Source organism: Marinobacter shengliensis (assembly GCF_003007715.1).
In the GTDB taxonomy this organism is placed as follows: Bacteria; Pseudomonadota; Gammaproteobacteria; order Pseudomonadales; family Oleiphilaceae; genus Marinobacter; species Marinobacter shengliensis.
The window spans coordinates 582,388-596,258 of record NZ_PXNO01000023.1 but is presented as its reverse complement, the minus strand read 5'-3'; the positions used below and the strand labels follow the sequence as shown (position 1 = coordinate 596,258).

The 13,871-nt window shown below is 56.4% G+C and carries 9 protein-coding genes; 6 read left to right on the top strand and 3 right to left on the bottom strand.

Features of this window, described 5'->3' with window-relative positions:
• The first annotated feature begins 23 nt into the window (after positions 1 to 23).
• The 6 genes from C7H10_RS12015 to C7H10_RS11990 all read left to right on the top strand — a co-directional run bounded on the left by C7H10_RS12015 (position 24) and on the right by C7H10_RS11990 (position 7,621).
• A complete protein-coding gene (locus tag C7H10_RS12015; RefSeq protein WP_106695037.1) occupies positions 24 to 2,378 on the top strand; it encodes a response regulator in 2,355 nt (784 codons plus the stop codon).
• Positions 2,379 to 2,412: 34 nt separating this feature from the next.
• Entirely contained in the window at positions 2,413 to 2,601 is a 189-nt protein-coding gene (gene yacG, locus C7H10_RS12010) for a DNA gyrase inhibitor YacG (RefSeq protein ID WP_058089895.1), read from the top strand.
• Between the two features lie 166 nt (positions 2,602 to 2,767).
• Positions 2,768 to 3,334, top strand: a complete 567-nt coding sequence (locus tag C7H10_RS12005; RefSeq protein ID WP_058089894.1) for a YfaZ family outer membrane protein — start codon at positions 2,768 to 2,770, stop codon at positions 3,332 to 3,334.
• A gap of 129 nt (positions 3,335 to 3,463) precedes the next feature.
• Entirely contained in the window at positions 3,464 to 5,683 is a 2,220-nt protein-coding gene (locus C7H10_RS12000) for a hypothetical protein (protein ID WP_106695036.1), read from the top strand.
• 85 nt (positions 5,684 to 5,768) lie between these two features.
• The gene (locus C7H10_RS11995) at positions 5,769 to 6,692 is read left to right on the top strand and encodes a glucosaminidase domain-containing protein (protein WP_106695035.1); all 924 of its coding nucleotides are present in this window, start codon (positions 5,769 to 5,771) and stop codon (positions 6,690 to 6,692) included.
• Between the two features lie 32 nt (positions 6,693 to 6,724).
• Positions 6,725 to 7,621 (top strand): acyltransferase, encoded by an 897-nt coding sequence (locus C7H10_RS11990; RefSeq protein WP_106695034.1) that lies wholly within the window; start codon positions 6,725 to 6,727, stop codon positions 7,619 to 7,621.
• Here C7H10_RS11990 and C7H10_RS11985 read toward each other — a convergent pair whose 3' ends face one another.
• The 3 genes from C7H10_RS11985 to C7H10_RS11975 form a co-directional block, all read right to left on the bottom strand.
• A complete protein-coding gene (locus tag C7H10_RS11985) occupies positions 7,622 to 10,297 on the bottom strand; it encodes a helix-turn-helix transcriptional regulator (protein ID WP_244178268.1) in 2,676 nt (891 codons plus the stop codon).
• A gap of 272 nt (positions 10,298 to 10,569) precedes the next feature.
• Positions 10,570 to 11,931 carry a DUF1329 domain-containing protein gene (locus tag C7H10_RS11980; protein WP_106695032.1) on the bottom strand — a complete coding sequence of 454 codons (1,362 nt, stop codon included), beginning with the start codon at positions 11,929 to 11,931 and terminating at the stop codon, positions 10,570 to 10,572.
• Positions 11,932 to 11,964: 33 nt separating this feature from the next.
• Entirely contained in the window at positions 11,965 to 13,857 is a 1,893-nt protein-coding gene (locus C7H10_RS11975) for a DUF1302 domain-containing protein (protein ID WP_106695031.1), read from the bottom strand.
• Positions 13,858 to 13,871 lie beyond the last annotated feature (14 nt).

Below are 13,871 nucleotides of genomic sequence, written 5' to 3'. Positions count from 1 at the left end.
AGTCGACACAGGGAACTTGTGCCTTGCTTTCCAACCGGTTTTTAAAGCGTTTAGGTGTTCGCCCGCTGGCTCTCCGCTTGCTGGGGTGGGTGCTGCTTTACAGCCTGATTCTGTCTCTGGTGGCGACCGGCGTGCAGATGATTGGCGAGTTTGATCGCCAGAAAACGGAACTTCAGTCGAGCCAGGAGCGGGCTGTTGAGCTGATATCCGGCAGCATGGGCACCAACCTTTGGGTAATGAACTTCAGCGAGGTGGCCAACAGTCTCGACGACATGCGGGCCATGCCGTCGGTGCAGTATGCCCGTGTCATCACCACCACGGGTGAGGAATTCAGCACTGGCCAGTATCCGGAAGGCCGGGTGATTTCCCAGACATTTCCCCTTGAGTTCAATCGATCCACGTTTGACCAGCCCCGCCGGGTTGGGGAACTGACGGTTGTTTCCTCCGTTGAGCAAATCTACGAGAGCGTTCGGGACCAGGCTCTGATGAACCTGTTGTTCCAGTCACTGGTGGTGATGCTGGGCACTCTGGGCCTGTTGTTGATCGTTCGGGTAACCTTGTCCCGGCACCTGGAAACCATGGCTGATTACGCCGCCAAGCTAAACCTCGATGCCCTGGTTGACCCACTTCAGTTACGCCGAAAGCCGCCCCGCCGGCCGGATGAGCTGTCAGAGCTTGAGCAGGCACTCAACAAGATGCGCCTGCAGATCCTGGAAGACACCCGCTCACTGCGTCAGACCACGATCAAAACCCAGGGCGAGCGCGATGAAGCCATTCGGGCCAACCATGCCAAAAACCAGTTTCTGGCCAATGTCAGCCACGAGTTGCGCATTCCGCTGCAGTCGGTGCTGGGGTACGCCAACCTGCTGACCGACACCCCTCTGGACCAGGAACAGCGGGAGTATGTCAGCACCCTGCTTAACGCGTCTGAAAGCCTGTCGGCCATTATCAATGACCTGCTGGATATCTCCAGTATGGAAGCCGGCAAGCTGGAACTGGAAGCCATTCCGTTCGACCTCAGGGAAACCCTCAACGATCTGATCCACATGCTGGGCTCCCGGGCGAGGGAAAAAGGCCTGGCTCTTGAAATGCGGGTTGATGAAAACCTGCCCTGGGCTATGATCGGCGACCCGGTGCGGCTGCGGCAGATATTGCTCAATCTGCTCTCCAATGCCATCAAGTTTACCGATTCCGGCCATGTGCTGATCAGCATAGAAGTACTTGGGCGGAAAGAGGGCAATGTTCGCTTACGCCTTGCGGTTGAAGATACCGGCGTCGGCATTAACCCCGAAGACATCCCCCTGGTGTATGAACCCTATGTGCAGCTGGGCCAACGGTTCCAGCGGCAACTGCCCGGTGCGGGATTGGGGTTGACGATCTGCCGCCAGCTTGTTGATCTGATGGGGGGCTCCATGGATCTGGAAAGCCGCCCTGGGCAGGGCTCCACGTTCTGGGTGGAGCTGACCCTGCAGGCGGCCGGAGATGCCTCAACCCGTATTCGGCCAGACTCCCATATGGTCCGGGGGCGAAAGATCCTGGTGGTGGATTCTTACGAGCTGTCACGCAAGATCACACTGGAAATGCTGTCCCGATATGAGGTTCAGATCGAGGCAGTGAAAGCCGCCGGTGAGGCCCTGACCTCGCTACGCCAGGCCTTCGATGCCGGCGACCCATACCACGCCATCATCCTTGATGGTTTTGTGCCGGATATGGACAGCGATTTGTTATGCCGGCAGATTCGCAGTAACCCGCAATGGGCCGACATGCGGCTACTGATTCTCTCATCCAATCCTCAGCGCGGTGATGCCGAACATTTTCGGCAGGCCGGGGCTGACGCTTTCCTGAGCAAATCGCTGCGGGAATCTTATCTGATCCCCATCCTCAACCAACTGTTTCTGGACGTGGAGAAACAGGAACGCCGCTTCCTGACTCGCTTTTCGCTGCAGGCAATAACCGATGTCACGGTCAAACAGCGGCAGATTCCCTGCGGGCGAATGCGGGTACTCCTGGTTGAAGACAACCCGGTGAACCGTACCCTCACCCGCCGGCTGCTGGAAAAACTCGGCTGTGAGGTGATGACTGCCAACGACGGCCAGGCGGCGTCTGCCCTGTGGCAATGGCATCAGTTTGACCTGGTGTTCATGGATTGCGTTATGCCTCGCATGGATGGTTTTGAAGCCACCAGACGGCTGCGTCGCTGGGAAGAAGATCATCACCGGGCCAGGGTGCCCGTGGTTGCGCTAACCGCCAGCGCGATGGAAGAAGACGAGGAACGCTGCCGGGCGGCGGGCATGGATGCGTTTGTTGCCAAACCTGTCAACCTTGAAATGCTGCGGGCAGTACTGGAACAATACTGCCAGGCCGCTGCTGAATCCTGAGCACCGGCATGTTACCTATAGCCCGGATTCTGATATGAATGTTGAATGCCCCACTTGCAAAAAGTCTGTCGAATGGACGGAAACCAACCCATTTCGGCCTTTCTGTTCCGAACGATGCAAACTGATTGACCTTGGCGCCTGGGCCAATGAGGAATATCGGGTGCCGGCGGAGAACGTTTCTCCCGATGACCTCGACCAGATCGACGAAGCCACCCGGCACTGAATCAGCTAGGCCACATCAGCCCGACTGACTACCCTTTCCAACGGCTTACGGGCATTTAAGTTGTGATGCGGTTGGCAGGTCGTTACCATCCTCTCAGTCATAACTATCGCTGATGCCGGCAGTTCCGGCCGGTCTGAACTCAAACGACAGCAATAAAGGTGTAAACATGAAAGTAACCCGCATCTCCGCTCTGGCGCTTTCTCTGGCAGCCGCCCCTGTGTTCGCCGCTGATCTGGACCTGAGCCTGACCAATAACTCGGCGAAGGGCCAGGTCAACTTTTTCGGTGCTCAGAACGATATTCAGCTGGGTGCAGGCTACACCTACCGTGACAGCCGCCGCCATATCGGCAACCTCGACTTTCACGCGCAAGGCCGTACGTCCATTGGCAACCTGCCAACCACTGCCGGTGTAGGCCTCAAAGGTGTCTTTTATGATGAGCGCCGCCGCAATGTGGATGGCGGCGCCGTCGGTCTGGGCGGTTTTGCCACCGTGAATGTGCCAGACGTACCAGGCCTGTCGTTCAGCGGTAGCCTCCACTACGCCCCAACCATTCTTTCGTTCGGAGATTCCGACGACATGACCAGCCTGGAACTGCGCGGAAGCTACCGTGTGATTCGCAATGCTGAGGTGTTCGCCGGTTACCGCTACCTGAACACCGAGCTGGACTTTGCCGGCTCACCAGACATCAACCTGGATGAAGGTGTGCTGGCCGGTATCAAGATTTTCTTCTAACTGCCCCACACCGATACCGAATCCGTTACCCGGCCTGCTCGCCGGGTAACGGATTCGTGCTACTCCTCACGCTCTCCCCCGCTTTTTGTTGCTAGGCTTCCCGGATACTTACTCAACGGATTGTCTGGCATGAGATTGAACCTCCCCACCCTTCTGGCCGCCACCCTGATACTCACCGCCTGCAGCGGCGACAGCGCTATTGATGGTGTCAAGGAGATCCCCAACCGGTTCGGCAATGCCGTCAATGCCCTGGACGATTTCAGCCCTGGCAGCACCGGCGACTCCAACAACGCCCGCGGGCTGAGACCGAACGAAGTCCGGGTTACCATGGAAGTGCCGGCCAGCCTTGCCCCGCAGGGTGAACCCACACGCAGGAATCTGCGGATTGTGGTGCCCGACCGTGTCGAGGTTTACCGTACGGACTATACCCTCAGGAAAGACCTTGGCACTGTACGTTTTTCAACTGCCACGGACGATGATGGTTACCTGATCATTGCGTTTGAGGATGGGGTCCCCATCGGCCCCGATGTTGTTATCGAAGCCTCCTATCGCGGCACAACGCTCAAAGCCCTCGCCGCCGACTCGGACCGGGATGTGAAGGTAAACCCGTTTTCCCATTACCTGGTTGTCGAGGGCCTGGGGAATTACGATGCCGTCGATTTTCAAACGGTCATGAATTGTGTCAACAGCAGCATTTGTCTGAATAAGTATGTCTGGGGCACGGTCGCGGACCAGGTGCATGACTTCGAGATCGATATCGGCACCAATGCAAGTATTGCCAGCGCCCTCGACCGGCTGGATAACCGGGCCGACTTCAAAGCCTACGTGGCTGCCATGGCAGATTATGCCCTGCTCGGCCAGGATAATTCAGACACCGTCCGCGCCAGTTCCGCCGATTACAATTCGGTCTTCCTGGGGCTGGAGCTCGGCCAGACCTTCCGGGAATCCAATGCGTTCGGCGCCGGCCAATGGGGTGTCCGTACCGCCCAGGAAGAGGCGCTCACCGCCACCGGAAGCGCCTATCTTTACCCAGCGCTCACGCTCACATCCTTTGAAGCGTTCAACATCAATGTCACCTCTTTGGCCACCGACATTCCGTACGATCGGCAAACACTCATTCACGGTACTGACAACGGCGGTTCCCAGACATTCTTCAATCGGAGTTCGGATCTTTGGGCGCGCAACAGCCATTCAAGCGCTCCCGGGGCGGCCACACTCACCCCACCCCGAAGCGATGCTCAGAACGGTGATGCGATCAACCCCGCCCGGTTGCTGGCAGGCCGCGCCCTGTACCAGAGTGTGACTGGCCGCGACAGCAGCAGAATCACGGGTTGGACCCGAAATCCCTATCATCTGGATGCTTTCACCTCCGCGCCGGCAGAGCCGGATAGCAGCCCGGACCGCGTGCTCACCAGCTATTTCTCGGCCGGCAAAGCCATTGAGCTTCAGGAAGAGGGAGGCAAACTCAAACGCCAGGACACGTTGGAAGACCACTACCTTTCTGTGTTTGAGCTCCACCTGGAGCGCAGCAGCGATTTCAGCCTGTCCACACTGGCAGAGCAACGCTATAACCTGGTGTATATCGCACCCCGATTCGGCAATGAAGATGACCCACTGGTTTTCGAAACCGGGCACGGCACCTGGGACACCCAAACCCCTGATGGCAACCGGCTGGCAGCTGAGGCGACGCTTGCTCAGTTCCGGGTTGTCCGGGCCAGTAATGGCCAAGTGCGCGCAGAGGCGAGTTCCGGAACCGGTGACTGGAATCTGGCTAACCGATTGTCTCGCCTGAGCCAGTCAGACCGGTATATGGGCAGGTTGACCCTTTATGAAGACCAGCCCGGCGAAGAGTTTGAAACACCGGACATGGGCCTGGGCGCCAGCACCCCGGACGGCTCACTGATGGCCTTCAATCTGGATGACAGTTACCTTGGCGACGGCCTGGTGATTGCCGGCAAGGCTCCCACTGACCCACTGGTGCCGGCCCTCTACAGGCTTCAGGGTGTTATCGTCTCTATGAACGATAACACCAGCCGAATGCATCAGATCCATAACGGTTCACTAGAGTTACATGATGATGGCAACGCAACCCTGACTGCAAAAGGTGTCCAGATTGACCACGACATCCCATCCAGTAACGTCTCAGAGCCAAGGCAAGCCAGCCTGGACTCCTCACTCGGCGTCACCGCAACGGAAGACGGCGAGATCACCCTTAGCGGCGGCGAACTCACACTCGCGGGATTCTACACAGGAACAGGTGACCAGATATTTCTGACCTTGCGGGATAACACCGGCCCCGAGTTTCAGACCGGATTACTGATAGCCACGGTGATCCCGGAATCGGACTAACAGAACCAATACTCAGGACGCTCTCGTATAACCTGTTATAATTTCTGCCATATCGCCTGACATACCCATAAAGACGAGAGGTTTTATGACTGCAGTTACCCGGGCGCTGATGCTGTTTGTTCCTTTGGTTCTGTTTGCTACTGCTGGCGCCCTGTATGTTCCACCCGGCAGTTCTGGTGGAGATGACGATGACGAAGTGATTCTGGCATCGCTTCCCCGCCTCCCAGCCTGGGCACAGGACGACCTGCCCGACTTTTCGGTCTATCGTGATGCCACCGAACGTAAAGTCGCGTTCTTCTCGTTCCTTTACCCGCGGATTGTTCTTGCCAACTCCCGCATTCTGCTTGAACGGGAATACCTTGAGTCGCTTGCCAGCAAAGCCGAGCTCTCAAACCGGGAAGAACGATGGCTGACCGATCAGGCGCAGCGCCTGAGAGTTGACGCCCCAACAGGGAGCAATGAGCAATTTGCACTTTTAAGAAAGCGCCTGGATGTTATTCCGCCATCGCTGATTCTTGCACAGGCGGCCAATGAATCCGCCTGGGGCACTTCCCGCTTTGCCACTGAGGGTAACAACCTGTTCGGTCAGTGGTGCTTCAGCAAAGGCTGTGGTCTTGTACCCCTGAGTCGTGTTGAGGGAGCCAGCCATGAAGTGGCCAAGTTCTCCTCGCCCTATCAGTCTGTTCGCTCGTATATCCAGAACCTGAACCGGCACCCCACCTACCAGCTGGTCCGAGACCTCCGGTTGCAGAACCGCCAGGCGGAACAGCCACTTTCCGGGCTGGCAATGGCGGAAGGCCTGCTTGGCTATTCCGAACGGGGTGAGGAGTATATAAAAGAGATTCGCTCCATGATTCGCTACAACAATCTTGAGTTCTATGATCAAGAATTCAGGAATTTGTTGGGAGAGCGCACCCCCGCCAAGTTCAAACAACTGGCCTCAACAGATGCCGATACTGCGCTGCTTCCCGGCGCAGAAGGCGCCTTGGCCAGCCCGTTTGAAGGCTGACATTAAAATCTGAACCTACAGAGATAGTGCCCATGCTCAATTTCCTGCCCGCCCCATTGAAAGGGGTTCTGGTGGTTCTGCTTATCCTGCTGAATACCATTATTTTCCTTCCGTTCCTGCTGCTGTTCGCCATCATCAAACTGGTGATCCCGGTCACGGCCGTGCGCAAGGTCTGCACGGTGATCGTCAATGGCATCGCCTGGTATTGGATAGGCTTCAATAACACACTGGTAAAACTGTTCCACAAAGTTGAATGGGACGTTCGGGGCGCTCAGGAACTCAGCCGCAAGCACTGGTACTTCGTGACCTGTAACCACCAGAGCTGGACAGACATCCCCGCCATCCAGTACGTGCTGAATAGCAAGATCCCCTTGCTCAAGTTTTTTCTCAAGAAGCAATTGATTTGGGTACCCCTGCTGGGCGTTGCCTGGTGGGCGCTGGATTTTCCGTTCATGCATCGCCATACCAAAGAGCAGATCGCCAAACGTCCGGAACTGAAAGGCAAAGACATCGCAGCCACCCGAGCGGCCTGTGAGAAATTTCGCTACACGCCAGTGACCATCTTCAACTTTATGGAAGGCACCCGCTTTACACCAGAAAAACAGGCCCGCCAGAATTCACCCTATAAAAACCTGCTGAAACCCCGCGCCGGTGGAACGGCGTTTGTATTTGGCGCCATGGGCGAGATGATTCACACCATGCTGGATGTGACCATCGTGTACCCCAACGGCAAGCCGGGCATCTGGGACTACCTGTGCGGCAGGGTAGACAAGATCATTATCGACATTCGCACCCGGGAGGTACCCGAGCGATTTCTGGGCATGGATTACGAGGGTAACCGGGAATTGCGCGTGGACTTCCAGCGTTGGGTAAGCGGGATATGGGCGGAGAAAGATGCCCGGATTGAGGAGCTAAAAGCGGGGGGCTGATTACAGCAGCCCCAACTCCCTGGCACGAACAATCGCCTGGGTTCTGGACTTCACTTCCAGCTTGGCATTGATTCTGCGGGCATGGGTTTTCACGGTATGCAGGGAGATGTGCAGCTTGTCTGCGATTTCCTGGTTTGACAGGCCCTTGGCAATCAACTCCAGAACACCCTGCTCCCGGTCACTGATTGGCTCCGCGAGCGCATCGGCAACCACCACCGCGCCCTCGATACTAAACAGTTCACCCAACGCACTGGTAAAGGGGCATTTCTCCAACCCCCTGAAGGTCTTTTCCATGAGGGGGCGTAGCTCCTGCATCAGTTCTGCGAAAGGACTGATGAAGTGCTCCCTGGCGGCCTCCCGAACGACGCTTTCCAGCTGTCGCCTGCCAGCAGGCAGCCCTTTTTCTTCCGTCAGGAGCACCGCATCGAGCAGGCCCGCATGAAGCAGAAGCCCCCAGGGTAAGGTGTCTTCGTACCGGTGATACACAGCAGAGAGATGTTCCCTGGCCCGAATCAGGTCGCCGTTCACCAGATCAATCCGCACCTGCAAACAGTCCAGCAAGCCCGGAATCATCGGGAACAGTTCAGGAACACAGCCGTCCTTACGGAAAGGTGCCAGCTTTGTCATCGCCTGAGAGGCGCTCTCAGGTTGACCGCAGGCCAACCAACAGCTCGCCTTCAGCGCTTCAAGTACCGGCAGGTAAACAGACTCGTCAACCTGCCAGGAATGCATGGTTCGTTCGGCACGGCCAATCCATACAAAAGCGTCATCCATACGGCCCTGAGCCCGACACATCAGAACCCTCAACGCCATAGCCAGCAGCAGCCCCAGATCACGAGTTTGCTCCGCATGCCGGGCACAGCTCACCAACAGGCGATCGGCCTCTTTCAGACGTCCTTTATGCCAGAGCACCAGAACCAGATTCAGTTGTAACCGTGTTTCCCCAATCCGGGCGGGCCGACTGAGCTCTTGCATGGCGGTATCCAGCCCGGTTCGCAAAAGCTGTTCTGCATGGCCCAGAGCACCCTTGCCCAGCTCAATTCTGGCGTGAGCATAGACTGCCAGTGCTTCAGAACCAGAGTCGCCAGCTTCCCGAGCCAACTTTGCAGCGGTTCGATTGGCATCCCGCGCTGCCTGAAAGTACCCACCAGCGCATAACGCACTGGACCTGACAATTTGAGTCACCAGTTGCGCCTGGGTAGACAAGCCTCCCGTCGCCAGCGCCTTGTCAGCCATCTCAAGCGCAGGTGCCACAAAGCCCTCACCACGAAGGATAAACGCTTTAAGGGCGTATATTCGGGCTTCCTGTTCTCTTAGATCTGACACACTGAACGATTCGAGCAACTCTCGCGCCTGGCGGAATTGGCCACCAATCGCATGAACCCAGCCGTAGACGATTCGCAGCCTGGCACTCCGCTCCAGCAACTGGGCAGGCAGGCTTCGTCGCAGCGTCAGCAACGACGCCGTGTCTTGCCCCAACAGCAGCGCCTCGGTGCCCTCGGACGCGATGCGTATGACTTCATCATTTTCGCCCGCCAGCAAGGCGTACTTGAGCGCCTCCGGAAACTGCTCCCGTTGCCCAAACCAACGGCTTGCCATCAACATACGGGTGGCATAACCGCCCATCACGGGCGCCTGTAACCAGGCTTGGAGCAATGGGTTCAAACGATACCAACGCCCCCTCCCCGGCACCTGCTTTAATGGCAATCCGCGTTCCGCCGCCGACGATGGCGGCATATCCGGCTCTGCGGTGGTGCCCTCCAGTGTCAGGAACAGCTCATCTGAACAGCTTTCGAGCTCCGCCATCACTCGCAAACTGCGAACCTGTGACTGCGCCAACGGCGCAAGCACGGTGCTCTTGATAAACCGTTCCACGGACTCGGTTTCGTGAACCGGCTTTCTTTCATCGCCACGAGCGAGCTCACGAAGGTACAGGGCCAATGGGGTTGGCCAGCCTTCCGTCAGGTTGTACAGGTGGTCGATGGCCACACTGGTAATCAGGCGTTCATCACGTGCTTGCTGAAAAAACTCGAACGTTTCCGACCGGGAGAACTCGAGGCGATCCACAGAAAAGTGCTGGTAGACACCCTGCAGATCCAGCGTGTGGCTTTCAAACGGCAGGGGTAAACGTGATGCCATCACCACCGCCAGGTTGCCAGGAATGTTCGTAGCCAGTTGATGGAGTAATCCCACCACAGCCGGGTTCGTCAGATGATGAAGATTATCCAGAACCAGTACATCCCGATTGGACTCCTTCTTTCGGGCTTTGGTGACCAGAAGAACAGAAAGATGATCCTGGAAAGTACCGCCATTTGGCGCTGAGACGTCAGACAGACCAAGGGCCGTGGCCAACAGTGAGAGAAAACGAGAAGGGGCGTTGTCACCGCCGTTAAGTGTAACCCAACGAATACTGGCATCCGGCGCAGCATTGAGCGCGCTGACCAGGGAGTGGGTTTTGCCATAACCACTGGGCGCCTCCAGAAACAACAGATGCCCTGGCGACATAGCGGCCAGGATCTGCTGGTCCAGCTCTGACCGGATTAGCCTGGAGACAGGAATTGCCGGCATCTGAAGCCTTTGCTCCAGAAGGTCTCGCACAAGCTCTCCATGCGCAAGGCCATTGTTGGCGGACTGAAATTCATCGTTGGCTGCACAGCCATCATTATAGGATTTCACGCACTGCCCCATTTAAAACCGGCTTCCTGCTATCAACAGGCCGGCGTAAAAAGAATCTTCTTTTCACGGATTATGGCTTGGCGTCCTGCATCGGGTACGCCTTTAGTATGAGTTGCTTGGAAGAAGGTTAAACCAAAGGTGGGGTGAGCTGCAAAATTTTGACGTGTAAAAAGTTTGTCAGTGGCGAATTTTTAACACCAAAAGTTCGGTTGCCACTACAAAAAACGGCGGGCCAATGGCCCGCCGTTTTTAACTACTGCTATACCTGTCCGTTACCGGGTACCTGCCCGGCGCAGGGCGGCCGGCGTGTAATCCCGGGAATAGCGCTCTACCCCGAAGCTGTATGGGTTGCTTTCTTCGTTGGTCAGCCCCAGTGCAAGGTAGCGGCCAGACAACAGGTCATACAGTACTTCGAGGGCGTACCAAGGCACGTCCTGGTCGTAGAACTGCATGGAATGGGCTTCCGCGACACGCCAAAGCTCACCACGACCATCATAATGATCGATCACAGCTGCCTGCCAGGTGTCCTCATCGATGTAGAAGTCGCGCTGTGCGTACACATGGCGCTCACCATCTTTCAGCGTCGCACGCACATGCCATACTCGGTGTAACTCATATCGAGTCAGATTCTGGTTGATATGGCCCGCTTTGATGATGTCATCGTAGCTGAGGTTACGGTCAACCAGCTCGTAGGAGTTGTACGGAATGTACATCTCTTTCTTGCCAAGCAGTTCCCAGTTATAGCGATCCGGAGCACCGTTGAACATGTCGAGGTTGTCAGAGGTACGCATGCCGTCAGACGCTGTACCCGGCCCGTCGTAGGCCACCTGGGGGGCGCGACGAACACGGCGTTGACCAGCATTGTAAACCCAGGCCCGGCGAGGCTCCTTCACCTGATCCAGAGTTTCATGTACCAGCAGTACGTTACCCGCCAGGCGGGCCGGCGCGGTAATCGCCTGCTTGAAGTAGAACAGTACGTTATCGTCCTGGCCAGGCTCATAGTCCGCCAGGTAACGGTTCCAGGTCAGTTCGTCCTGGAACTGAACCACCGAGTATGCCCCGTTGGCAGTAGGCGTCACCTGGCCAATGTTGCGCTGAACCGAGCCACCACGGTACCGGGTGATGTGGTTCCAGATTACTTCCAGCCCATTTTGCGGGATCGGGAACGGCGTTGCATTCTCGTAATTTCCGATACCGTTACCGTTCTGAATCAACTCGGAACGAGTCGCATTCTTCACCGTTTCATCCATGATGTTCTGGGGATAGACCGCCGTACGGTGAGTCGGGTAGACCGGCATTTTATAGTTCGGATACTGGCGGATCATGGCGATCTGACCCGGCGACAGCTTGTCTGCATACTGATCCACATTACTCTGATCGATCACAAACTTCGGCTGTTCACCCGCAAACGGATCAACATAGATGCCATCATTATTGTAGCCGGCAGGAGGCGTAGTCAGCCCGCCAGTCCATGCTGGAATATCACCACCGTTACCGGCGCGCTCTGCGCCCATCGGTGTCAGCGTGTCGCCGAGTTTGGCTGCTTCTTCAGCAGAAACCGCGCCCCAGGCCTGGCCCGCAAAGAGACTTGCAGTCAGTACGCCTGTGACCAGTAGTTTCTTGTTCAGTTTCATTTAAATTACCTCGTTAAACGAATTCGGTCCGGTTCAGAATGAGTAAGAGACGCTAGCACTCACGAAATCACGGTCGGTCAACTCGTTATACGGCTTGCCACCGAAAAAGTTTGTGTAACCAATGTTGCCGGTGATTTTGTTCTGGTAAACCGCTTCCAGAGACAGGCCGATGGATTTGTTGCCCTCGTTAAAGGCTCCACCGGGCTGCGGTGCATAACCTTTCACGTCATGACTCCACGCCAGCTGGGGAGACAGGTTGATGCCTGCAAAAACGTTGGGGTAGTCCCACACCAGGCGGGAACGGTAGCCCCAGGAGAAGGACGTGGTGAACCCTTCGTTGTTACAGTAGTTGGTGTTGAGGTTTGCGCCAAGCGCACAAAAGTCCGCACCGGAATCCAGCGGGAGAGCGCCAATACCAAAGGTACCAGAACGACCGTATCGAGCCTCTGATGTGTCGGGAAGGTCGTGCACATAGGTTGCACCAAACTCGGTGATCAGAGACATGCGGCTTGCGCCCATCACCTGATCGAAGAACTTGATCAGAGTGAACTGAGCCTGAGACACCTTGAATCGGTCATAACCTTCTGCTGGCTTACCGGCCAGGTTGGCATTATTGGATTCTTCGAGACGCTGACGCTCCAGGCCACTCAGCACTTCGCCATTCGGCCCACGCTGCTGAAGACCACCAAAGATCAGCTCAAACGCATTCCACTGCAGCGGCACATTGTCCCGGAAGCTGTACTCTGCACCCAATGACCAACCACCCGGGGTGGTAGTGTTAACACTGATGCCGTAGAGATTGATGTTCTCCGGGTATTCAATGAAGTAGCTCGGGAAGTTGGAGTTCGGCAGATTCGGATCGTTCTGCTGGGTGGCACTCGGAGACGACGGGTTGTTCACGAGGCCGCTCACGTATGGCAAACGGCTGTTGTACTTGATGTAGTAGAAACCAAACTCAGAGTCGTTCAGTGCTGGTACGTACCAACGCAGCGCCACACCAAACTGGTCTTTGGAATCTGCTTCTTTATCGGGCAGACGCGGTGCAACAAAGCCCTGCGCTAACGCCTGGGAGTCAGGCAGTTGGCCAGCCAACAATATCGGGCCGCAACCGTCAGCGGCAAAGTCGTTGGTTGAGAAGAATGTGCCACAGTCATCCGGGCGAACCGGATCCCAGTCAGCCTGAACGAAGGCTTCTACAGTGATAGAATCAGTAAGACCCGCAGACACATAGAACATTTCCACCGGCAACAGAGCATCTTTCAGCTCGGCGCCCGGGGCGCGGAAGGCAGGAACGTCAATCGGGTTAATGGTATTGATACCACCCTGGATAAACGTACTTTCACCCCAGCTAACCACTTGCTTACCATAACGGGCACTGACAGGCATATTGCCGAAGTACCAATCAGTAAAAATGTAAGCATCCAGAATTTCTCCACCTGATGCGTTGGCCTTGGCGCGGTCGTTAAGCTCACGCTGCTGCCCGACATCGTCAGTCGCCCGACCTTCGTCTTTCAATTCGAAGTCATACCAGTAACGGCCACGTACCAGACCACCCACACGAGTCAGCACATTGCTGTCTACAGCGTAATCGAGGAACAGTTCACTGTTACCCTTAACAATCTTTGAGTAGGTATCGCCTTTGTCAAAGTTCAGGTTACCGTCGTCGTAGTTGTTGGTGGACGCACCGATATTGGCAAGCGGCTGACCCGGCGTGTACTCGGGGCCCAGGTTACCCTGAGCAATCAGACGTTTATCCTGGCTCTGAGTTCTCCAACCCACACCAGCTGACAACGTGGTATTGAACTGCGCTTCAACATCTCCCACATAAAAGGAGATAGCAGAGGCCGGGGCGGACACGCCGGCGGCTATGGCGACGGCAAGCGGTAACTTGGTCCAACGCTGCCACGGTTGAGTTTTTCTTGTCATTGGAAGGCTACTCC